Source organism: Nonlabens sp. Hel1_33_55 (genome assembly GCF_900101765.1).
In the GTDB taxonomy this organism is placed as follows: Bacteria; Bacteroidota; Bacteroidia; order Flavobacteriales; family Flavobacteriaceae; genus Nonlabens.
The window spans coordinates 1,548,700-1,570,909 of the sequence record NZ_LT627735.1 but is presented as its reverse complement, the minus strand read 5'-3'; the positions used below and the strand labels follow the sequence as shown (position 1 = coordinate 1,570,909).

General features: G+C 39.4%; 20 protein-coding genes. 11 read left to right on the top strand and 9 right to left on the bottom strand.

Features of this window, described 5'->3' with window-relative positions; translation table 11 throughout:
• The first annotated feature begins 4 nt into the window (after window positions 1-4).
• Both pafA and BLO34_RS06995 read left to right on the top strand, forming a co-directional pair.
• On the top strand, window positions 5-1,696 hold the full coding sequence (gene pafA / locus BLO34_RS07000) for an alkaline phosphatase PafA (RefSeq protein ID WP_090753922.1): 1,692 nt from the start codon (window positions 5-7) through the stop codon (window positions 1,694-1,696).
• A 43-nt stretch (window positions 1,697-1,739) separates the two neighbouring features.
• On the top strand, window positions 1,740-2,231 hold the full coding sequence (locus BLO34_RS06995) for a DUF6646 family protein (RefSeq protein WP_090753920.1): 492 nt from the start codon (window positions 1,740-1,742) through the stop codon (window positions 2,229-2,231).
• Here BLO34_RS06995 and BLO34_RS06990 read toward each other — a convergent pair.
• From BLO34_RS06990 to BLO34_RS06970, 5 genes are all read right to left on the bottom strand, one after another.
• Window positions 2,228-3,124, bottom strand: a complete 897-nt coding sequence (locus BLO34_RS06990) for a glycosyltransferase (protein ID WP_090756514.1) — start codon at window positions 3,122-3,124, stop codon at window positions 2,228-2,230. The two genes, BLO34_RS06995 and BLO34_RS06990, sit on opposite strands and share 4 nt — an antisense overlap.
• A 4-nt stretch (window positions 3,125-3,128) precedes the next feature.
• Complete coding sequence (locus tag BLO34_RS06985) at window positions 3,129-3,656, bottom strand: methyltransferase (protein WP_090753918.1); 528 nt, start codon at window positions 3,654-3,656, stop codon at window positions 3,129-3,131.
• A gap of 11 nt (window positions 3,657-3,667) precedes the next feature.
• Complete coding sequence (locus tag BLO34_RS06980; RefSeq protein ID WP_090753915.1) at window positions 3,668-4,264, bottom strand: hypothetical protein; 597 nt, start codon at window positions 4,262-4,264, stop codon at window positions 3,668-3,670.
• A gap of 143 nt (window positions 4,265-4,407) precedes the next feature.
• Entirely contained in the window at window positions 4,408-5,232 is an 825-nt protein-coding gene (locus BLO34_RS06975; protein WP_090756512.1) for an SDR family oxidoreductase, read from the bottom strand.
• Window positions 5,233-5,237: 5 nt separating this feature from the next.
• The gene (locus BLO34_RS06970) at window positions 5,238-6,209 is read right to left on the bottom strand and encodes a 3-oxoacyl-ACP synthase III family protein (protein WP_090753912.1); all 972 of its coding nucleotides are present in this window, start codon (window positions 6,207-6,209) and stop codon (window positions 5,238-5,240) included.
• 491 nt (window positions 6,210-6,700) lie between these two features.
• On the opposite strand from BLO34_RS06970, the gene BLO34_RS06965 reads away from it, so the two are divergent.
• Together BLO34_RS06965 and BLO34_RS06960 are read left to right on the top strand one after the other, a co-directional pair.
• A complete protein-coding gene (locus BLO34_RS06965; RefSeq protein ID WP_090753909.1) occupies window positions 6,701-7,447 on the top strand; it encodes a glycosyltransferase family 2 protein in 747 nt (248 codons plus the stop codon).
• Window positions 7,440-8,621: a hypothetical protein gene (locus BLO34_RS06960; RefSeq protein WP_090753907.1), complete on the top strand. Its 1,182-nt coding sequence runs from the start codon at window positions 7,440-7,442 to the stop codon at window positions 8,619-8,621. Before BLO34_RS06965 ends, BLO34_RS06960 begins: the two co-directional genes overlap by 8 nt.
• Here the strand turns inward: BLO34_RS06960 and BLO34_RS06955 are convergent.
• Window positions 8,583-10,907, bottom strand: coding sequence for an ATP-dependent helicase (locus tag BLO34_RS06955; protein WP_090753905.1), 2,325 nt, complete (start codon window positions 10,905-10,907; stop codon window positions 8,583-8,585). The two genes, BLO34_RS06960 and BLO34_RS06955, sit on opposite strands and share 39 nt — an antisense overlap.
• Window positions 10,908-11,074: 167 nt before the next feature.
• Here BLO34_RS06955 and BLO34_RS06950 point away from each other — a divergent pair, with 167 nt between their 5' ends.
• Entirely contained in the window at window positions 11,075-12,625 is a 1,551-nt protein-coding gene (locus BLO34_RS06950) for an FMN-binding glutamate synthase family protein (RefSeq protein WP_090753903.1), read from the top strand.
• Window positions 12,626-12,655: 30 nt separating this feature from the next.
• A complete protein-coding gene (locus BLO34_RS06945; protein WP_090753901.1) occupies window positions 12,656-13,174 on the top strand; it encodes a hypothetical protein in 519 nt (172 codons plus the stop codon).
• A 170-nt stretch (window positions 13,175-13,344) separates the two neighbouring features.
• Here the strand turns inward: BLO34_RS06945 and BLO34_RS06940 are convergent, their stop codons facing one another.
• Window positions 13,345-15,441 (bottom strand): M1 family metallopeptidase, encoded by a 2,097-nt coding sequence (locus tag BLO34_RS06940; RefSeq protein ID WP_157686713.1) that lies wholly within the window; start codon window positions 15,439-15,441, stop codon window positions 13,345-13,347.
• A gap of 112 nt (window positions 15,442-15,553) precedes the next feature.
• On the opposite strand from BLO34_RS06940, the gene recG reads away from it, so the two are divergent.
• Both recG and BLO34_RS06930 read left to right on the top strand, forming a co-directional pair.
• Window positions 15,554-17,659, top strand: a complete 2,106-nt coding sequence (gene recG, locus BLO34_RS06935) for an ATP-dependent DNA helicase RecG (protein ID WP_090753895.1) — start codon at window positions 15,554-15,556, stop codon at window positions 17,657-17,659.
• Window positions 17,660-17,900: 241 nt separating this feature from the next.
• A complete protein-coding gene (locus BLO34_RS06930) occupies window positions 17,901-18,206 on the top strand; it encodes a GIY-YIG nuclease family protein (RefSeq protein ID WP_090753893.1) in 306 nt (101 codons plus the stop codon).
• 380 nt (window positions 18,207-18,586) lie between these two features.
• On the opposite strand, the gene rluF is transcribed toward BLO34_RS06930, so the two are convergent.
• Window positions 18,587-19,339 (bottom strand): 23S rRNA pseudouridine(2604) synthase RluF, encoded by a 753-nt coding sequence (gene rluF / locus BLO34_RS06925; protein ID WP_090753890.1) that lies wholly within the window; start codon window positions 19,337-19,339, stop codon window positions 18,587-18,589.
• Between the two features lie 583 nt (window positions 19,340-19,922).
• On the bottom strand, window positions 19,923-20,261 hold the full coding sequence (locus BLO34_RS06920; protein ID WP_090753888.1) for a single-stranded DNA-binding protein: 339 nt from the start codon (window positions 20,259-20,261) through the stop codon (window positions 19,923-19,925).
• A 284-nt stretch (window positions 20,262-20,545) separates the two neighbouring features.
• On the opposite strand from BLO34_RS06920, the gene BLO34_RS06915 reads away from it, so the two are divergent.
• The 3 genes from BLO34_RS06915 to BLO34_RS06905 all read left to right on the top strand — a co-directional run bounded on the left by BLO34_RS06915 (window position 20,546) and on the right by BLO34_RS06905 (window position 22,137).
• Window positions 20,546-21,025 carry a hypothetical protein gene (locus BLO34_RS06915; RefSeq protein ID WP_157686711.1) on the top strand — a complete coding sequence of 160 codons (480 nt, stop codon included), beginning with the start codon at window positions 20,546-20,548 and terminating at the stop codon, window positions 21,023-21,025.
• 149 nt (window positions 21,026-21,174) lie between these two features.
• Window positions 21,175-21,600 carry a hypothetical protein gene (locus BLO34_RS06910; RefSeq protein WP_090753883.1) on the top strand — a complete coding sequence of 142 codons (426 nt, stop codon included), beginning with the start codon at window positions 21,175-21,177 and terminating at the stop codon, window positions 21,598-21,600.
• A gap of 180 nt (window positions 21,601-21,780) precedes the next feature.
• On the top strand, window positions 21,781-22,137 hold the full coding sequence (locus BLO34_RS06905; RefSeq protein WP_090753880.1) for a hypothetical protein: 357 nt from the start codon (window positions 21,781-21,783) through the stop codon (window positions 22,135-22,137).
• Window positions 22,138-22,210: the final 73 nt, after the last annotated feature.

The following is a 22,210-nucleotide window of genomic DNA, read 5'->3' as shown; positions in this document are numbered from 1 at the left end:
TAGGATGAAATTACTGAAATTCTCTTGTTTATTGATAGCACTGTTGACTGGAACTATCTCGCTTTCGCAGAAGCGAACTAACAACAATCAACCTGCCAAATCAGAGACTATTAACCAGTCGACTTACGATCCTGCAAATAGGCCAAATCTTGTCGTGGGAATTGTGGTGGATCAAATGAGATATGATTATCTAACGAGGTTCTATGATCGTTATAGCAATGATGGTTTTAAGCGATTAATGAAAGATGGTTTCAATGCCACAAACAATCACTACAATTATGTGCCTACTTATACCGCTCCAGGTCATGCCTCGATCTACACGGGAACAACGCCAGAAAACCATGGTATTATCGGGAATAATTGGTATGATAAATTCATAGATAAAACGATTTACAATGCAGATGATGCAGATGCAAACCCTATTGGGACGACCAGCGATGAAGGCAAAATGTCGCCACGTAAATTATTGAGTTCTACAGTAACAGATGAGTTGGAATTATTTACCCAGGGTCGAGCAAAAGTGATAGGGATTTCCATCAAGGATCGTGGTGCAATCTTGCCAGCAGGACATGCTGCAGATGCAGCCTATTGGTTTAGAGGTGGTGATGAGGGCATTTTCATTACCAGTGATTTTTACATGAACTCACTACCTAAATGGGTAACAGATTTCAATAGCAGTAAACCTGCAGAAAAGTATCTCAAACCGTGGGAAACACTATATCCAGTTGATAGTTACTTTGCTAGTGGGCCAGATCTCAACGATTTTGAACGTGCGCCGCGTGGCAAAGACACCGCAACATTTCCCTATGATTTAAAGCAATTAGCAGCTTCCAACGGTGACTACAACCTTATTAAATCAACACCTTATGGCAATACAATAGTTGCCGACTTTGCCATTGCCGCATTGGAAAACGAGCAGATGGGAAGGGATGTGATCACAGATTTTCTAGCGGTAAGTTTTTCCAGTACAGATTACGTAGGCCATCAATATGGAGTGAATTCGGTTGAAATTGAGGATACTTATTTACGTCTGGATAAAGATATAGCTAGATTACTAGAAGCATTAGATAAAAATGTTGGGAATGATAATTATACGGTATTTCTAACGGCAGATCATGGAGCCGTAAATGTTCCTGCCTATTTACAGCAGAATAAATTTAGCGCTGGCTATTTCGATGAACGCACTTTTGTAAAGCAAATGGATACGTTGAGTAGTGAAAAATTCCAAGTTCAAGGTTTGATCAAAAATGTAAGTAATGATCAGATCTTTTTTGACCAGTCGGTTTTAGAATCTGCAGGAATAGATGCTACAGATTTGCAGAACTATCTCGCTACGCAAATACGTAACTATCCTGGAGTCAATAAAGTTTTTACAAGAGATGCCATGGTTCATGGTAGTTTTACCAATGGTATGGCTGCGCTCATCCAAAAGGGATTCCATCATCAGCGCAGCGGTGATGTCATCTTTGTTCTGGATCCAGGAACTATAGTTTACCCTAACACAGGTAGTACGCACGGCAGTGCTCAAAGTTATGATACACACGTACCGTTGCTCTTTTACGGTAAGGGAATTAATAAAGGTACCACTGCTGATCGCACACATATTACAGATATCGCGCCTACCATATCGTCTTTGCTAGGTATAAGTTTTCCAAACAGCGCAACAGGTAATCCTATTGGCAAAGTTTTAAAGTAATAGGATTTACATTCTTATATATTTGTAGCTTAAACAACTCATCATGAAAGTATACATCACATTTGTAGCGTTACTTATTACTTCAATTTCTATTGGTCAGGCTTATACTGGAAAAGAAGATCAGAAATTTCAAGTAGGTCTCAATCTTCAGGATAATGGTACTGGTATCCAGGCAACTTACGATTATGGGGTAGGAGAGAACATATCGTTTGGTATTGCTACCGTTTATCTTTTAGGCGTGGATGATCTAGTAGATGCAGATTTTGATCAACGAGCAGATGTACGTGCGAGATTTAATGCAAACATCGGTAATGTACTTAACGTTGATCCTCGATTTGATTTATATCCAGGCTTAAGTTTTGGTACCAAAAACTTTGGTGGACACTTAGGAGCAAGATTCTTCTTCAGTGATGGATTTGGAATTTATACAGAAGCTCAGGTTCCTTTTGCAAAATATGATAACGGCGACCTTACTCAAGCTGAAGAATTGAACAATCAGTTCAATTTCAACATCGGGATGTCTTTCAATCTTTAAAAACCTATTTTAGATTTAATACCGTTCCAGCGGTACGATCTTAAAAAACGGCCTTGATCTTTATTCAATAGAGGTTCGAGGCCGCTTTTTTCTGCCGTTAAATAGCCTGCTACATAGTCAAAAAACAAACTTATATGCTTTTTATTCATTGCCATTTTAGCAGCGGTGATCAAAGTTAGTGGCCATCCATAACGCATTTTAAAAAATGCCTCGCCTTGCAGTTGCATGGATTTGGACTTGTAGGCAGCGCCTGTAGGTTTTAAGTGTTTAACGTGAAGACCGTCAATCGTGACAACTTTCCAGCCGTAATATCGTGCAAGCATTTCATCCATGGTATCCCAACCTATACTAGATTTTAATCCGCCTATTTCTTTAAAGCAATCTATTTGATAAGCTTTAAGAGCTCCTCTAATATGATCCGGATTGTTCTGGTTTTCAATGACCCATTTACTATTCACTTCAATGGTGCAATGTCCTGCGACCATTCCTGTTTTAATATCTGAAATTGTAGAGTTCTCGCTGGAGTTTATACCACGTGTGGTTGTTGCGTGAAAGCGCATTGAAACAACCTCCAGATAATTAGAAGGAAAAATCAGGTCTGCATCAAATTTACAAATGACATCTACCCTATCTAAATCTATCAGTTCAAGACCCTTTTTGAAAGCATTGATTACTTTGGTTCCTGGTATATTTTCGGCACTAGACTTATTCCTGATAACAGTAATAGGCAGCCAATCTTTAAAGGATTTCGCCACCTCAAAAGTGCCGTCTGTGCTGTTGTCATCAACCACAACTATCTGTGATGCCTGCAGGCTTTGAGCAAGAAGACTATCCAGCGTTAGCGATATAAAAGTCGCTTCATTATAGGCAGGAATGATGATAGCAATGCGCAAGAATTTAGTTTTGGGATCGCTCACAATATACAAGATAGTAACGATCTGTAAAGTGTCGTAAGATAGGCCGCAGACCTATTTTTTTTGTTGGATTGGTGAATTTGACGGCATCCACAACTTCCCAGCCTGCTTTCTCCAAAACATAATCCAGTTGCCAGTCTTCAAACTCGTGATAATGTTGATCCCTAATATCCTGCGGGTTTCTATAAGCGCTGGAGAACCATAATTTTAGTGGCACACTCACGACCAATTTATTGCAGGTAATCGCCTTGAGAACGCCATAAGGATTAACGAGATGCTCAAAAATTTCACAAGCTGTGACCGCATCACCTTTGAAATTAAGGACCGCGCTCACATCATCATCTAAATCTTCACCGCTGGTATTTTCCACTTCAAATCCATGCTCTTTCATGATCTTAGAGAACGGATTTTCTACACCTAGATCCAAAATTCTATCTGATGGATCAACATGTAGCTTCAAGAATTCTAAGGTCTTTTTAAAGCGCTTTGAAGGGAATGTGTTTTCGTACAAATCAAGAAATATTAACCGCGACGACGCTCTAGAAGAATCATCATCATTAATCCCAACATGACGCGTTCTTTATCGTCATTATCAATTTCTGATAATTTTTCCACCTCAAACTCCTTCCCAAAAAACGAAGGTTTCTTTTTCAGCTTTGCAACAATATCACCATTGACATCAGTTACATTATATGTTGGGTGAAAAAGGTATCCAGTGAAAAAACTCACCACAGGAATCTCTCCCATAAGCGAGTCGCCTATGCGGGTCCAGGCACTTGCTTCTTGCACTTTATATTGCAACTTTTCATGCTGGTTAATAATGTCATACTCTGCCTTCCACATGGATTTCCAGCCTTTACGAGCAATTTTACCTACATGATCACCATTGGCATTTGTCATGGAATAAGCAGCGCTCCAGTCCAGCCATTTATCTGCATTGATCGTAAAAAGCATCTCTTTTTTTGAAGTATCACCGTAAACCGTGATCGCTTCTTTGAGCTTGAACATTTTTTGCTTTACATAAGCAACGGTAGCACCAGTAGCATCGGTTGCAGTAAAGTCGTTGCTTAAGGTTGTGATTCTAAAAGAGAACCTGATGGGGTACTGAATGTTTTGCATGAGAATAGGTTGATCGTTGTAGTAAAGGTATAGGATTAGTTCGCTTTCGCGAAAGCGATAACCTTCAAAATCATATTAAATATAAATTGAATCGATCTATTCAAGAAACTACATTACAAGACAATTTGCGATGCACTGTAAACCTAGCCATGAATGTGATAACCACCATCAACATGGCGTATTTCACCAGTAATGCGGCACTCTGGACGGAACAAATGCACGATCTCAAAAGCTAGATCTTCTGGCCTGGCGTTACCCAATGGGCTCATTCTGTTTGATGTAGAAACGTCTTCTGGTCTCAACGTGGCATTACCAGCTTTACTTCCCATAAACGGCGAAAACCTCAGGGCGTTACATCGTATATCGTATTTGCGACCCAACTCGTCTGCAAGTTCTACGGTGATGCGTTCTAACGCGGCTTTGGCAATACTCATATTTCGGTACGGATGGAAGGTGACTTTTGCAGCGGCAATGTAACTCAAGGAGCAAATCGAGGCTCCTTTTTGTAAAACACCTGCGTCCAGAAGGTGGCGCGTCACACTAATAAGTGAATAGGCGCTCACGTCCATGGTATCGCAAAATTCTTGCAGCGATACTTCTATAAGTGGCTTTACTTCTTTCTTTCTAATGGTTTTGTCCATCGCGATGGCGTGGAGAAAGCCGTCAAGTTTGATGTTTTTATCTGCAAGTTCTTTTGCAAAGCTGGCGATATTATCATCGATAGTTACATCGAGAATAGCGGTAAGGCTATCACCCAATTCCTTTTTTACGGATTCCTGAAAATCGCTGTAATTGGCATTGAGAAAAGCTTGAGCTTTTTCTGAAAGATCCTTGTGATGTTTACTCACGCCCAATCCCGTACAAACGACTTTCCCGCCATTTTTGACAATCTCTCGAGCGGTGTACATGGCAAGTGAATGCTCATCTGCTATTCCTGTAATCAAAAAGGTTTTTCCTTGTAATGTCATAGTGTTTACCATTTATATAAAGCTGTTCCCCAAGTCCATCCTGCGCCTACAGCGGCAAAAAGAATGAGTTCACCTTTTTTGAGTAATCCGTTTTTGTTGGTCTCGTCTAACATGATCGGTATCGTACCACCAGAAGTGTTTGCATAGCGATCCATATTAGTATGCACTTTTCCCCAAGGAAGACGAACAGTTTCTGCAATGGATTGTAAAATACGTATGCTGGGTTGATGCGGTATCATATGATCAACTTGATCAATGCTGATATTATTTCGTTCTAATAATTTATTGATTGATTTTGGAACTACGTCAATTGCAGTTTGGAATACAGCAGGTCCGTCCATCTGGAAATAGTGTAGTCCTTCATTCACAGTTTCTTCAGAAGCCGGTTGGAGTGAACCACCAGCTGGTATGTTCCATGCATCCTTACCACGCCCATCTGTATGTAATAAGAAATCTTGAAAACCTTTATCCTCAGTAGTATGTGAAATAACCATGGCACCTGCGCCGTCTCCAAAGAATACTGAATCGCGCCGATCCCAATCTGTAATATTGGAAAACGTATCTGCACCTATAACTAACACATTCCTATACATGCCAGATTTAATGAATTGTACGGCAGTAGCTATGGCAAACACGGCTCCAGAACATACCGCAGAAATATCAAAAGCTACAGCATCAAAGGCTTCTAACTTTTCTTGAACAAAACAAGCGCATGATGGAGCTAATTTGTCTGGCGTTGCAGTAGCTAAAATGATAAGGTCAATCTCTTGAGCGTTTAGATTTGCATTTTTAAGTGCTTTCTGAGCTGCTTTAGTTGCTAGATCGCTGGTAGTTTCACCAGTGCTGATGCGTCGTTCTTTAATTCCTAGATTTTTCTGTATCCAGGCATCATTAGATCCTACATTTTCAAAAAATTCATTGGGGACTATATTCTCAGGTGCGTAGGAACCTGTACCACTTATGTAAGCGTTGTTCATTTAATTAGGTTTGTGCCAGAGAATTTTTCAATTATCAGGGCTTCTGGCTTAATTTTTAGCAAAATAGTGCGTTGAAAATAAAATATACCTCATTTCAATAAAAAACGTACGATACCCAATGTAGACTTAAAAAATGTCTTAACCGTCAACTTTTTGAAAAACAGTTATTTAGTAGTTCTTAGCGGTTTTGAATAGAGTGTTTATTACAGTATTCAGAAGCTTTTGGAGCGGTTGGATAAAGCTAGCTAAATGTTGTTCTATAATTTATTGTATCTAATAGCTTGCGGTATAAAAACAATATTATGCGATTAATTTGAATTCTGACTCGATGAATTACTATCTGATTATTTGAACTGTAAAATAAGAATTGAATTTTTGGAAGGTTTGTAACCTTACTCAATTTATCTTGCTAAGATGAATGAAGATCAGTGATAACCTATTTTTTCTTTATTAAATTTCCTCAATCAAAATTATATCTCCGTTAAATATTTATGATCGGCAAGAAAAAAATTGTTGTGGTTCTACCAGCTTATAATGCTGAAAAAACTCTCGAGAAAACGTTTCGTGAAATTCCATTTGATATCGTCGATGAAGTGATTTTAGTGGATGATTTTAGCGTTGATGGAACTAGCGCTTTGGCTAAAGATTTAGGAATTCGACATGTATTAAGGCACAATTCTAATAAAGGTTATGGAGCTAATCAAAAAAGCTGTTATGAAAAAGCTTTATCCTTAAATGCGGATATTATCGTAATGCTTCACCCTGATTATCAATACACTCCTGATTTGATTCATTCTATGGCTTATCTAATAGCTAATGAAGTGTATCAAGTTGTATTGGGCTCGCGAATTTTGGGAAAGGGAGCATTAAATGGAGGTATGCCAGTTTATAAGTATATCGCAAATAGATTTTTGACTTTCGTTCAAAACATTTTAATGAATCAAAAGGTAGCTGAATACCATACGGGATATCGAGCTTTCTCAAAAGAGATATTTGACTCAATAAATATTAATGCCAATTCCGACGATTTCATATTTGACAATGAGATGCTTGCTCAAATTTGTATGGCAAATTATGAGATAGCAGAAATCACATGCCCAACAAAATATTTCGAAGAGGCATCTTCTATTAATTTTTCAAGAAGTTTAAAATACGGTTTTGGTGTTTTGGGAGTTTCAGTAAAATATTTTGCGCACAGATTTTTAAAAATAAAATCCACAATTTTTGAAGATGGCTAGAAACCTTGCCTTTGCTATTATTATCCTGATAAATTGTTTGTTTAGTTTCAAGTATTTAGAACGATATACGGATCATTATCTGGGTCTCACTATTTTGTACCTTTTTGTCCAAGTCTTTTTAATTGTGCTGTATAAAAGAATTGAAAAAAGAAAACTAATTCAGGTCTCTCTTTTATCTGGATTAATTTTAATTCCAATATTAATAGCGATTTATAGCTTTATCTATATTGATCCGATGGAACTAAACGTCGATCGATGGAGCGTGATTGATTCTTTTTGGAATCAGCTTCTAAGTGGTCGATACCCGTATTATGCGGTTTCACATATGGGAAACATTCCTGGTCCTATGCCTTTTTACTACTTGGTTGCTTTACCATTTTATCTCACCAATACTTACAGTTTTTTGAGTGCAATTGGTTGTTTGGTTTTTATATTTTTTTTGTTCAAAGAATTGAACTTAAGTCTAATACCAATAAGTGTGATTATTTCGATATTTTCGTTAGTGACCTTTTATGAAATAGTGGTACTGAGCAACTTGTTTACATTTTCGGTTTTAGTTGCTATCGCTCTTTTTTATTTTGAAAAAAGATTTCGAAAAGAGAGTAAAGGAATTTTGATAAATGCTATAATTCTTGGATTATTATTGGCCACTCGTAGTGTTTATTCTTTAGCTTATGTCGTTTTTTTCATATCCTTTTTAAAAACGCGTATGATAAACGTTAGGCAAGCAGCCGCTTACTCTGCAATCATTTTGACAAGTTTTGTTCTGACATTCGTACCGCTACTGTTATTTTATTTTGATGATTTTTTTAAAATGAATCCATTTATTGTTCAGTCTTCTTTTCTATTACCAGCCTCATTAATCCCTTTGTTATTCATAATCGCCGTAATTTTTGGTTTTTTAGCAAAGACCACTTGGCAAAGGTTTCTTTATTCAGGATTCACCATTTTCTTAAGCATATTGATTTATGCAATCTATTTAATATCTCAGTACGGATTCTTAGAGGCTTTATATCAAAGCAAAATTGACATATCCTATTTTATCTTCTCTATACCATTTCTCTTAATTGGAAAATTAACATTCACCAAAAAAATCAATATAGATCAAATTGCTAATTCTGGTTATGCAACAGGTTCATTCCACAACCTCCAACTTAGCAAACCGCAGCAATAATTTCTTCAAACCACCAACTTGAAAGTTGATTTCTGCCTTTTTCTCGCCGCCTATTCCTTCTAAGTTTACGACAGTTCCTTGACCAAAACGCGCATGGGAAACTTTAGTACCAGGCTTTAAATCACCTTCAAATCCAGAAGGTGCTGGATTTGTAGTCGTGCTCACTGGTCTCATTTTACGCAATTTGCGTATTTGCTCTTCGCTAGGTTTACTTACGGTTGGTGGCGTGCCGCTTCGTGGCTTATTCTGTCGTAGCTTAGATTTATCCGGTTCATCCCATAGATGATCTGTCATGGCAGACTTGTATTTATAGTCATCCATAGGTGTAGTGTACTCCAGGTATTGATCTGCGATCTCAGTGATAAATCGGCTGGGTTCTGCATCAACTAGTTTTCCCCATCGGTATCTGCTTAGAGTATATGTGAGATAAGCTTGATGTTCTGCTCTTGTGAGCGCCACGTAGAACAGCCTTCGTTCTTCTTCTAGATCTTCGCGAGTGTTCATCGCCATGCCACTAGGGAAAAGGTCTTCTTCCATACCTACTATATATAAATATGGGAACTCTAGTCCTTTGGATAGGTGGACTGTCATGAGCGAAACTCTATCTGTGTCGCCGGTATCCTTATCAAGATCTGTTGCCAGCGCAACATCCTCAAGGAATTCTGCTAACGAACCACGCGCTTCGGCGACTTCCTGCTGTCCTTCCACAAAGTCGCGCATACCGTTAAGAAGCTCCTCAATATTTTCAATCCGAGAAATTCCTTCTTGAGATCCGTCCTTTTTGAGTTCGGTTAGTAAGGCGCTTTTCTTAATGACGTATTCTGTGAGTTCAAAAACGTTCTGGGTTTCTTCCAGAGCTTGAAAGCTTTTGATCATTGTCGCAAAATTGCGCAATTTGGTTTTTGTTCCGCCATTAATATTGGCCTCTATACGGTCAATATTCTCAATGATTTCAAAAAGACTTTTGTCGTATTGCTTTGCAGCCACAATAAGCTTGTCCATGGTTGTTGTTCCTATTCCACGAGCAGGATAATTGATTACACGCTTCATCGCTTCTTCATCCTTAGGATTTACGATCAAACGTAGATAGGACAATACATCCTTTACTTCTTTGCGTTGGTAGAAACTCAAGCCACCATAGATACGATAGGGAATATCACGCTTACGCAGCGCATCTTCCATCGCTCTGGATTGAGCGTTGGTTCTATAAAGAATAGCAAACTGGTCGTTACCCAGTTGCTTATTCATCTTATTTTCCCAGATGCTACTGGCTACGTAACGACCTTCTTCTGCATCGCTCATTAATCGATGAACGATGATTTTTGGCCCATCGTTATTTTCTGTCCAGACGACTTTTTCAAGTTTGGTTTTGTTATGCTCAATGATGGAGTTGGCAGCCTCTACAATATTTTTTGTAGATCGATAATTCTGCTCCAGCCGGTATGCTTGCACGTTATCATAGTCCCGCTGAAAATTGAGGATGTTGTTGATGTTTGCACCTCTAAACGCATAGATCGATTGTGCATCATCACCTACGACACAGATATTTTGGAACTTATCCGATAATGCTTTGACAATCAGATACTGCGAGTGGTTTGTATCCTGATACTCATCTACTAGGATGTACTGGAAACGATGTTGGTATTTTGCTAGAACTTCTGGAAATCTATTAAGTAACTCATTGGTTTTTAATAATAAATCATCAAAATCCATGGCGCCTGCCTTGAAGCAGCGCTCTACATATTCTTTGTAAATATCTCCGAATCTTGGCCTGCGCGCCATAGCATCGGCCTCTTGTAGATCGGCATCTGCAAAATAGGCTCGTACGGTGATCAAGCTGTTTTTTAGGGATGAAATTCTGGAGAATATCTGCTTGTACTTGTAGACATCTTTGTCCAGTCCCATTTCTTTGATAATGGCGCTAGTTAATCGTTGGGAATCTTGGGAATCGTAAATCGTGAAATTCGATGGATAGCCCAATTTACTAGCTTCCATGCGCAGCAATCGCGCAAAAACCGAGTGGAATGTTCCCATCCATAAATTCTTGGACTCACTCGCGCCCACAATTTCTGCGATACGTTTTTTCATCTCACGCGCAGCCTTGTTTGTGAACGTCAACGCCAGTATGTTGAAGGGATCGACGCCTTGTTGCATCAAATATGCGATGCGTAAGGTCAACACGCGTGTTTTCCCAGATCCTGCACCGGCGATCACGATCATGGGACCTTCTTTTTGCAGGACCGGCAGTCGCTGCGCTTCATTTAATTGGGATAAATAATCTTCCAAAATCTACTTCATTTTCTTGTTTATAAAGATAAGGGTTGATGTGGAGCACGCTTTCGCGAAAGCGACATAAATACCATCCTTTTTTCAACAAATCAGCTGTATTTTATGTGAAAGTCAAAGTCCAACTGCACTCACATATTGTATTTTTAGGCCTCTAAAGTTATAATATGGAATCCGTTTGGGAATTTTTGATTGGTATTGCGTGGTACTGGTATCTAATTGCTTTTGTAGTGGTGGTGTTTTTGTACGATATCATACAGCGCAAGCACATCATTTTACGCAATTTTCCCGTGGTGGGACATTTTAGATATTGGCTGGAAAGTATAGGTCCAGAATTGCGCCAATACATCGTTGCAAACAATAGAGAAGAATTGCCATTTAACAGGATCGAGCGTGGATGGATCTATGCGAGTGCCAAAAATGAGAACAATTATGAAGGCTTTGGTACGGATAGGGATATCTATGCCAACCAATATATCTTTATCAATAATTCCATGATGGCTCACAAGGTTGAGAAAGGATCTGTGACAGATAAAGAGCCGTCATTCCTGCCTTGCGCAAAGGTCATGGGTGCTTCAAAAAACAGAAAGAGACCTTACCGACCTGCCAGCGTGATCAATATTTCTGCCATGAGTTACGGTAGTTTGAGTGCCAAAGCGCTGGACGCCATGAACAATGGCGCTAAAAAAGTACACGCCTATCACAATACCGGTGAAGGTGGTTTGTCGCCTTACCACAAACGTGGTGCCGATGTCGTTTTTCATTTTGGAACTGGATATTTTGGTGTACGTGATGATGATGGTAATTTCTCTATGGAGAAACTTAAAAAATTGGTGGATGAAAATCCGCAGGTGAGAGCAATTGAAGTAAAGCTTTCTCAAGGTGCCAAACCAGGAAAAGGCGGAGTGTTGCCAGGATCAAAAATCACGAAAGAGATTAGCGAAATCAGAAACGTACCAATGGGTGAAGACGTTCTCTCACCGCCCACGCATAGTGCTTTTGAAGGTATTCAAGGTCTAGTTGATTTTGTGGAAGAAATCGCTCAAGAAACTGGCTTGCCCACTGGAATTAAGGCCGCGATAGGAAAACTGGAGCAGTGGAAAGAACTTGCTCAAATTATGAAAGATACCAGTAAAGGTCCTGATTTTATCACGGTCGATGGTGGAGAAGGTGGTACCGGTGCCGCACCGCCTAGTTTTGCAGATCATGTATCGTTGCCATGGGTTTTCGGATTCTCAGACTTATATCAAGTATTTCAAGCTCATGAATTGACTAGTGAGATCGTGTTTGTAGCGAGCGGTAAATTAGGATTTCCGGCAAAAGCAGCCATGGCTTTCTCGATGGGAGCCGATTGTATCAACGTTGCACGTGAGGCTATGATTTCTATTGGATGCATCCAGGCAAAAGTCTGTCATAATAATACCTGTCCTACCGGTGTGGCCACGCAAAACAAATGGTTGCAACGTGGTATAGTAGTCCCAGAAAAGGCAGAGCGTCTTGCGAGTTACTTCAAAAAATTTAATAAGGAATTATTGGAGATTACTCATGCTTCAGGATATGAGCATCCATGTCAGTTTGATATGCGTGATGTAGATGTAAGTACTGGTGATACTAATATGACCCAAACACTTGAATATACGTATAAGTATCAAAAAACTCCAGTTGAGTTTATAGGCATGCAAGCACTGAAGGATTGTTTGCATTTAGGAGGAAAATAAGAAGTACTAATTGAAATTGAAATTTAAAAAATGAACCTAACTACCACCCAACTTCTCATAGCATTCGTTCCCGCACTCATTGTTGGTGCCGTCGCTTATCTTTTGATCAGCTCCTTTTTAAAGAATGAAGAAAACAGGCGTATTTATCTCGCAGGAAAGTCCTTGAAACCTAAAACACTGCCCATGAGAATGGCAGCATATGAACGCCTGACTTTATTTTTGGAACGCATGAAACCCAATAGTTTGCTTGTGAGAACCCAACCAGCAAACCTCTCCAAAAACGAATATGAGAATGTAATTGTAGCTACTATCGAACAGGAATTTGAGCATAATGTTGCGCAACAAATCTACTTTTCTGAAAATTGTTGGAACGTAATCAGAGCGGCAAAGAACACCACCATTCAAAAGATCAGACAAATTGGAATGAGCAATAAATCCCAAACTGCAGAAGAACTAAGAGCGCAGATTATCAATGAATTCATGGAAGCTCCAGCACCTAGTGAGACCGCGTTGAGTTTTGTAAGAAAAGAAGTTAGGGATTTATTTTAATTTTTTAAAATATTTCTGTCATCCTGAATTCATTTCAGGATCTGCTGGATTGAAGTTAAACAAGCCGTGTTTTTACAGTTCACTTTAACGCACACATAACTAAATTAAACATTCAACATCCATTTCTAGAGATGCTGACCTGCGTCAGCATGACAGAAAATAATATGGCTTTACAAATCAGTCACCAACCTCAATTTCTCTTGATCTTTCTGACCCAATAATCCCACCACTTTTTCCATCAATTCTTTATTAGCTTCTTTTGCATATTGAGCATTGACCAATTTACGGGCATAGTCGTAAAAACGATAATTATAGTGTAACGCTGCTGTATATAAATCAAGATAATTTTGATCATCCAAATAACCCAATGCTATCAAATAATCAAAGGCGGTTTGTCTTGTTGAGGTACTATATTGAGGTTTGGTGAATTCTTGCAATTGTCCAAGATAGGATGTCCGTTCTCGATCTGTGAATCCGTCAGAGTTGATGGCTAGGGTGAGCCATGCCATATCCAGTGACTCATTAGTAGTTGACCATCCTTTTTTTGCAGCCTTTAATAACCGAGCTTTATCGGTCGCAGCATTCCACAATAAAACTAGCGCGTTTTCTCTGGTGGCATAAGATTTATCTGTTAGCATTCCAGAGATCATCACTTTGTTATAATCATTGACTTCACCTGCGGTCAAAGCAATGAGTTGGCGTATTTCTATGTTATTGATAGCTGCCGCTTGCTCTAACAATCTGTACTTTCTAGAATCATCTTGTAGGCTTAGCTGACCTACCATTTCCAGCACCATTTCCTTTTGAACTGGCGGTTGCATTGTTTCTTTGTAACTATTGTAGGCATCTTGAAAAGGTGAGATTCGTCTGGCAAGCAACTGTAAATAGGCTTCCATAAATAAATCTTTACGTAACAATCGCAAAGCTTCCGTACTTGGAAATTGCGTATTTGTGAGCCACATAGATTTGTAAGCGGTTAAATCTTTTCCAGACTCTTGGGACATGATTGACAACAAGTTGTCTGTTGTAGCATTCTTGAAAGCGAACTCTTTTAGATAGCGTTTGATTCCAGATCTAAAAGCTGTATCGCCTATAAGATCTCGCAAGGCATGAATGGCCCAAGCACCATGCTGATAAAAAGTGAGCGAGCTCGCAGTTGGATCCATCAACGCAGTGCTTTTTCCTGATTGATTTTGATCATTAAGCAGTTCTGCTTGCTCGTAAAGACCTACGTGATAATGCTCATCGCCATATAAATCACGCTCGGCTAGCATGGCATAATAGGTCGCAAAACCTTCTTGTAGCCAGTGATGAGTTCCTGATTCTTCCGTTACCAGGTCGCCAAACCATTGGTGAGCTAATTCATGCGCATTCACCGTCACATAGCTGCGATCGACGGCGCCTAACTTATCCTGTACAAACTGGTCGTCAAAAATAGTGGTTCCCGTATTTTCCATACCCGCGTATAAGAAATCCTTGACAGGAATCTGCTTATAATTCTTCCATGGATAAGCGATACCTATTTCGTTTTCCAAAAAGTCAAAAATCTGCTTGGAATTTTGATAAGTACTCTCAACTTTTTGCTCATCTTTTGGATAATAATACATTTCCAACGGCACGCCACTTTCTGAAAGGGACGTCGCAATCGCATACTTCCCAATCACGAGAGCTACCAGATAACTCGACATAGGTTCCGTCATATCATAACTCCACGTCATGCGGTCTTTTTCACCATTTTTATTGACCAGAATTCCGTTGGAAATGACGCTTAGGTCATCTGGCGCAGTTACCGTAAGATCCCATTCCAGCTTCTCGTTCATATCGTCAATACTGGGCAGCCAGTTGCTGGTATATTTTCCTTGACCTTGCGTCCACGCCTGTTCCCAGCGTCCATCGGCATCGCTGTCAATAAAGTACATGGCCTTATTTGGCTCACTTTTAAATGAAATGGTGATGGTGGTTTTCTCGCTTTCGCGAAAGCGGGATTCCAGCAAAATCCCTGCATCATTCTGGCTATATTTTAAATCAGAATGCGTGGTGGAACTTGCCGTGAATTCTACCAGATTTTTAGCATCAATCTGAATCTTGTCAACCGCCGAAAGAATGTCGATATCAAAAGTCACGCTGCCATCCACAGATTTGGCTGAAGGATCCATGGAAATGTTGACTGTTGCCTTTAGAAAATCAACGTTGGGTTGATCAATGCCTTGGGCATAATTTTGAGTCGATAAAAAAGCGAAAAACAATAGAACAAATAGAAATCTCATAAGCTGCCAAAATACAAATATCGTGCGGTACATAGGACGCAAAAGTCGCCTTAAAGTTTAGTCTTGACCATTCCTCGCGGCAATGCTACCTTTACATTCTAGATCCAGAATCGTGCCCATTAACTTTTTAAATACTCCTATTGATTACTTGAGCGGCGTTGGGCAGGCTCGTGCCAGCTTGTTGCGCAAGGAATTGGGTATTGAAACCTACGGCGATCTGGCTAACTTTTTCCCTAATCGATATGTTGATCGAACCCAATTCTACAAAATCAACCAACTGGTGCCAGAAACGGCTCAAGTACAGATTTTAGGTAAAGTGGTCTCTATTACTACGGCTGGTTCTGGTAAAGCGACGCGACTGGTTGCCACGTTTGCAGATGATACTGGTCGCATGGAACTGGTATGGTTCAAAGGCCAAAAATACTTTAGAGAAAACCTCAAAGTCAACGAGGTTTATGTAGTCTATGGGAAAGTTTCCAGGTATGGCTCGATGTACAGCATACCGCATCCAGATATGGAGCTGGCCAAAGAATATAAGTCCAGGCAACAGGCGGCAATGTCGCCCATATATCCATCTACCGAAACACTTACCAAGCGCCAACTGACCAACAAATACTTCATCGGTTTGATGCGCAAGCTTTTTTCTGAGATCAAAACTGCTTTTGTAGAAACGCTGCCAGATGATGTGATGCGCGAGCAGCAATTGATTACTAAAAACGCAGCGATGCAGGAAATTCATTTCCCGTCGAGCGCTGCAGGTTTGCAAGCCGCATTGAAACGATTAAAGTTTGAAGAGTTGTTTTTCATTCAGCTGGAATTACTACTTCAAAACCGAATCAGAAAAACGCAGATCAAGAGTTTTGCCTTTGAAATCGTGGGTGATCATTTCAATAATTTTTACAATTTCAATTTACCATTTGAATTGACCGGCGCACAAAAGCGAGTAGTCAAAGAAATAAGAGCAGATATGGCAACTGGTGCTCACATGAACCGGTTGCTGCAAGGTGATGTAGGATCTGGAAAAACTATCGTAGCGGTGTTAACCTGTTTACTCGCTATCGACAATGGCTTCCAAGCCTGTATTATGGCACCAACAGAAATCCTGGCTCAACAACACATGGCAGGCGTTTCAGAATTGCTGGCACCTACAGGTTTGAAAGTGGCACTGCTCACAGGATCTGTAAAGACAAAAGCACGCCGAGTCATTCATGAGGCGCTTGAGGACGGCAGTCTGGATATCCTGATAGGAACGCACGCACTGATCGAGCCAAAAGTCAAATTCCAAAACCTAGGCGTTGCGATTGTAGATGAACAGCACCGCTTTGGCGTTGCTCAAAGAGCCAAATTGTGGAAGAAAAATAAATTACCACCACACGTTCTCGTCATGACGGCAACACCTATACCGCGTACGCTGGCGATGAGTTTGTATGGTGATCTGGATATATCTGTAATTGATGAATTACCGCCAGGACGAAAGGAAATTAAAACCGTACATCGCTATGATAAGAACAGATTGGCGGTTTTTAAATTCATTAGAGATGAGATAAAAAAGGGCCGGCAGATTTACATCGTATATCCACTGATTCAGGAGTCGGAAACTTTGGATTACAAAGATCTAATGGATGGTTATGAAAGTATCGTGCGGGAATTTCCAAATCCAGATTATCAGGTAAGCATTGTACACGGCCAGATGAAGCCAGAAGATAAGGACTATGAGATGCAACGTTTTGTTCAAGGTAAAACGCAGATCATGGTAGCAACAACCGTAATCGAGGTAGGTGTGAATGTACCAAATGCCAGTGTGATGATTATTGAAAGTGCAGAGCGTTTTGGCTTGTCTCAACTACACCAGTTGCGAGGTAGAGTAGGACGTGGCGCAGACCAGAGTTTCTGTATTTTGATGACCAGTCATAAACTGAGCACTGAAGCAAAAACTAGACTTCAAACCATGGTAGAAACCACGGACGGCTTCAAAATCGCTGAGGTAGATCTCAAACTACGCGGTCCTGGTGACATCATGGGAACCCGACAAAGCGGCGTGATGGAACTGCGCATTGCAGATATTGTAAAGGATAATGAACTGCTCGCGGTAGCCAGACACGCAGCGATCAACTTTTTACAAGAAGACCCATCGATAGGCATGGAGAAAAACATCAACGTACGCCGTGTTATGAACTTTTTACAGAACAAAAAGGGATTGTGGAAGTATATAAGTTAATGACGAACTATTTTATTTAGACCATAATTAAAATCAGTCTACTGTCATGCTGAACTTTTTTTCAGCATCTGGTTATTTTGAGTTTTGATGATCATCATTTTGTGTGAATAGATCGTAGGAAACAGATTGCGGAAGAAGTATGGAGACCCTGAAATGAATTCAGGGTGACAAAGAAATTACTGTCATGCTGAACTCGTTTCAGCATCTGCTCATTGAGATCCAAAATGTTTATGTTTAACTAATGCCGAAAAGATCTTTTCATAATTATACAGTTTACATCTTATCCAACAAGAAAAACGGTGTTCTCTACATAGGAGTAACTGGCGGAATAGAAGATCGATTAAGGCGTCATCGATCTGGCGAAGGATCAAAATTCACCAAGAAATATCAAGCACATCTCCTCGTATATTTTGAGGGATTCCAATACATAAACGATGCTATTGCGCGAGAAAAGCAGTTGAAAAACTGGCATCGACAATGGAAGATTAATCTGATCGAAACAGAAAATCCCGAGTGGTTGGATTTGGCTAATTATTGGGTGTTGTAAGATTTAGGAAGAAGTATGGAGACCCTGAAATAAATTCAGGGTGACAGAAAAAGACAAGTATTGAGACCCTGAAATGAATTCAGGGTGACAAAGAAATTACTGTCATGCTGAACTCGTTTCAGCATCTGGTTAATTTGAGTTTTGATGATCATTATTTTGTGTGGATATGTCGTGGGAAGAAAAGGTGGAAGAAGTAGTGAGACCCTGAAATGAATTTAGGGTGACAGGAATAAAAAAGTAATGAGATCCTGAAATGAATTCAGAGTGACAAGGAAGAAAGGAGCACTGAGACCCTGAAATGAATTCTAGCTGACAAGTGAATTAAAAATTAATAAGGCATGATGTTATTGCGCTTTCGCGAAAGCGGAATTATTCCAGTATTAATCCATATCATCATCTGGTGATGGTACATAGGCCTTGTCGCTGTTTGCAGTAAGGCGTTTGAGTTCTGTCAATTCATCTTCAGTAAGGTGACGGTATTCTCCAACGGGAACGTCTAGCTCTATATTAATGATTCGTACGCGCTTCAACTTTGTGACTCGGTAATCCAAAAACTCGCACATGCGGCGTATTTGCCTATTAAGACCTTGGGTCAAAACAATGCGGAATGTTTTGCGACCTATGGCTTCTACTTCACAATCCTTAGTAACGGTGTCAAGAATAGGAATCCCAGTGGACATGCGTTGTATGAAACGATCATTGATACTATGATCGACGGTAACGATGTATTCCTTACCGTGATTATTACGAGAACGCAGGATTTTGTTGACGATATCGCCATCATTAGTCAAAAGAATAAGTCCTTCGCTGGGTTTATCCAATCGACCTATGGGAAAGATGCGCGTGGGATAATTAATAAAATCAATGATGTTGTTCTTTTCCACACGGGTATCTGTGGTGCAAACAATGCCTACGGGTTTATTAAACGCTAGATAGACAAGCTTTTCTTTCTTTTTAGAAATGAGTTCGCCATCTACCGCGACAATGTCGTCTGCCATGACTTTGGTCCCCATTTCTGGAACGCTGCCGTTGATCGTAACGCGTTCTTGCTCGATAAGTTTATCTGCAGCACGACGAGAGCAGTAGCCTTGCTCGCTCAAAAATTTGTTGATTCTGGTACCAGTTTCTGACATGCGGCAAAGGTAATATATAGATCGTGGGTGGAGTATGGAGACCCTGAAATGAATTCAGGGTGACAGGAAAAGGGAGGAGGTATGGAGGCCCTGAAATGAATTCAGGGTGACAGGAAAAGGGAAGAAGTATGGAGGCCCTGAAATGAATTCAGGGTGACAGCTTGAAAGAAATAGTGAGACCCTGAAATGAATTCAGGGTGACAAGGAAATTACTGTCATGCTGAACTCGTTTCAGCATCTTCTGGAATTGAGTTTTGATGATCATCGTTTTTGTATAAATACGTCGTGAGAAGAGATTGCGGAAGAAGTATTGAGACCCTGAAATGAATTCAGGGTGACAAGAAAATTATTGTCAAGCTGAACTCGTTTCAGCATCTTCTGGAATTGAGTTTTGATGATCATCGTTTTTGTATAAATACGTCGTGAGAAGAGGTTGCGGAAGAAGTAGTGAGACCCTGAAATGAATTCAGGGTGACAGGAAGGAAGGATAAATGAGATTCTGAAATAAATAAATGATTGATAATAAAAAAACCGGCGTGATGAATATTAGCATCACGCCGGTTCTAGAGAATTTTCTGATGTTTTATGCTTTACCGCCTAGCATGAGAAGCTCGCTGCAAACGACTTCAGTTGTGTAGCGGTTATTACCTTCTTTATCTTCCCATTTGCGAGTGGTAAGTTTTCCCTCTATTCCTATTTGGTTGCCTTTGGTAATGTATTTCTCAATAATCTCAGCGGTCTTGTTCCAAGCTACCACATTGTGCCATTGTGTATCGCTCACGGACTCACCTTGCTTGTTTTTGTAGCGGTCTGTGGTGGCGATGGAGAATTTGGCTATTTTCTTACCGTCTGTAAGATTTATGATTTCTGGATCTGCGCCTAGGTTACCGATCAATTGTACTTTGTTGTTTAAGCTGCTCATAATAAATTAGTTTGTATGGATTAAAAAATGTTTGAAAGCCATCGTTGTTGATGACGGTGCAAATATGTGACGACATCCTAATCCGTAAAGCATATTAAACAGTTGCTTTCGTTTATTGTCGTTTGTAAACGGATAAATACGGCTAATGCATTGTTTTTATTAGAAAGTTTGTTTTTTCAATCATTAAGTGTAATTGAATTAAAATGAGTGTCGGATTTAATTTGTAGTTTGGAAGTGCGGATAAATGCTAGTTGGCAACAATATCCAAACTGAACGCAAAACGAATGGAAAAGAAATTAAAACACAGCATTCTGACTTCTTATCTGATTGGAGCACCAATCGGAATTTTGACTGTTATCGCTACGATTTGGATTCCTTTATTGCTAACTGGAGAAGGTCTTTTGACAATTGTTATTCTTGGAACATATGGAATTTCAACAATCGGACTTGTAGTTGCGTTTCTGATTGCTCTATGGATTGGCGGAAAATTAGCATATCAGAATATTAAAAGTGGAAAATCATTACTTCTAACTTCCTTTAAATACTCAACTGTTGTGAATTTAATAATCTGGACGACTTTTTGTCTGATTATCGGACTGACTGTTACTGAAGAAAGATTTTTAATGATGATTCCACCGATTATCGCTTTTGTTGTTTGTACAGTCCTGACAACATTTTCAATCGGACTTTTAATTTCATATATGATTAAACGAATAAATAATAAACCGACTGAATTAAAAAATACTGTTGCCAAAAATGTATAACCGCAATTACGGCGGATTCGACTACGTCCGAATCCACTCGGAATTGCTAAAATCAGTGTCAAACCGAAAATTAACGCATATAAACCCGTAACTGACGGTTATACGAGACCGTTATGATTTATTCCACAAAACTTCTGTCACAATAGAAAATGATTGACTTAAATAAAAGTACAGAAAAAATTAATGAGTTTTTGAACACTTCGATTGACAGGTTTCAATCGGAGAATAGTAAACTAAATTCAATCGGAATTTATTCCTGTCCTTGGGCTGGATGGATTTCCATAAACTTTAACGTGAACAAATCGCGTATTGAAACGGAAAATAATTGTCCTGATTTTGAGTATGTGAAGTTTGACCTTTTAGAAATACCTGAATTGCAAGACGAATACGAAACTGACAATCCTGAATTTAAAATAAATGAGTCTATAAAAACTCACGACCACGAACTTGGAGACGAGAATTTTAATCAACTGATTTTTGAATATTTAAAACCAATTGTTAAAGAAATAAAAGAAAATTTTGAATCGGATTTTCTTCTTCAAATGTTGGACAGCAATTTGGCCGAGGAAATTTGAAAATAAGAAGTGATAGCTCAACAATGGCTATAAGTAATGGCGCCGTTCTCGCGTACATTTGAAAATCCTCGCACTTTTTTAAATTTGATACAATGTTTCAGATTCTTAGCTGGGCATTAATATCATACGCAAGTATGTCAGGACGAAGGGACTCAACTCAAACTTAAAATCAAATATGCCATGAAAACCTTAATCTTAACGATAGCAGTAATATTATTAATTCAGTTGGATGTTACTGCCCAAACAGAATTCGTTTTAGAACCTTCCCAAAGCATGATCATGACAGGTAAAGGACCTGGTCAAGATGCTACTATCAATCCATATGAAGGAAAAGATTGTTTTGCCATCATTGAAAATATAGGTAAAAGGGAATTCTCAATCAGAATCCAGCAACAGGGAAAAGTAATCAGAGAAATACCTATTCTTAAAGGAGAGCGCAAAAAGGTGACACTTTTAAAGGACTATGAACTATACCTTGATCCCAATCCCAAAGGCATTGCAAAAGCCAGCGTAGATTATAAAAAAATGGAGGAGTAATTAAGCTTTCAAAAGCATGGCTTATATGATGTAATATCAATTGTGGTACATTTTAATTCCTTGGCAACGTCTA

Bases quoted from the DNA above. Each gene is read 5' to 3' on its own strand.
- BLO34_RS06905 (WP_090753880.1), top strand. From the start codon at position 21,781: ATGAAAACCTTAATCTTAACGATAGCAGTAATATTATTAATTCAGTTG.
- BLO34_RS06950 (WP_090753903.1), top strand. From the start codon at position 11,075: ATGGAATCCGTTTGGGAATTTTTGATTGGTATTGCGTGGTACTGGTAT.
- BLO34_RS06960 (WP_090753907.1), top strand. From the start codon at position 7,440: ATGGCTAGAAACCTTGCCTTTGCTATTATTATCCTGATAAATTGTTTG.
- BLO34_RS06920 (WP_090753888.1), bottom strand. From the start codon at position 20,261: ATGAGCAGCTTAAACAACAAAGTACAATTGATCGGTAACCTAGGCGCA.
- BLO34_RS06940 (WP_157686713.1), bottom strand. From the start codon at position 15,441: ATGAGATTTCTATTTGTTCTATTGTTTTTCGCTTTTTTATCGACTCAA.
- BLO34_RS06915 (WP_157686711.1), top strand. From the start codon at position 20,546: ATGGAAAAGAAATTAAAACACAGCATTCTGACTTCTTATCTGATTGGA.
- BLO34_RS06945 (WP_090753901.1), top strand. From the start codon at position 12,656: ATGAACCTAACTACCACCCAACTTCTCATAGCATTCGTTCCCGCACTC.
- pafA (WP_090753922.1), top strand. From the start codon at position 5: ATGAAATTACTGAAATTCTCTTGTTTATTGATAGCACTGTTGACTGGA.
- BLO34_RS06910 (WP_090753883.1), top strand. From the start codon at position 21,175: ATGATTGACTTAAATAAAAGTACAGAAAAAATTAATGAGTTTTTGAAC.
- BLO34_RS06965 (WP_090753909.1), top strand. From the start codon at position 6,701: ATGATCGGCAAGAAAAAAATTGTTGTGGTTCTACCAGCTTATAATGCT.
- rluF (WP_090753890.1), bottom strand. From the start codon at position 19,339: ATGTCAGAAACTGGTACCAGAATCAACAAATTTTTGAGCGAGCAAGGC.
- BLO34_RS06930 (WP_090753893.1), top strand. From the start codon at position 17,901: ATGCCGAAAAGATCTTTTCATAATTATACAGTTTACATCTTATCCAAC.
- BLO34_RS06975 (WP_090756512.1), bottom strand. From the start codon at position 5,232: ATGACATTACAAGGAAAAACCTTTTTGATTACAGGAATAGCAGATGAG.
- BLO34_RS06995 (WP_090753920.1), top strand. From the start codon at position 1,740: ATGAAAGTATACATCACATTTGTAGCGTTACTTATTACTTCAATTTCT.
- BLO34_RS06970 (WP_090753912.1), bottom strand. From the start codon at position 6,209: ATGAACAACGCTTACATAAGTGGTACAGGTTCCTACGCACCTGAGAAT.
- BLO34_RS06980 (WP_090753915.1), bottom strand. From the start codon at position 4,264: ATGCAAAACATTCAGTACCCCATCAGGTTCTCTTTTAGAATCACAACC.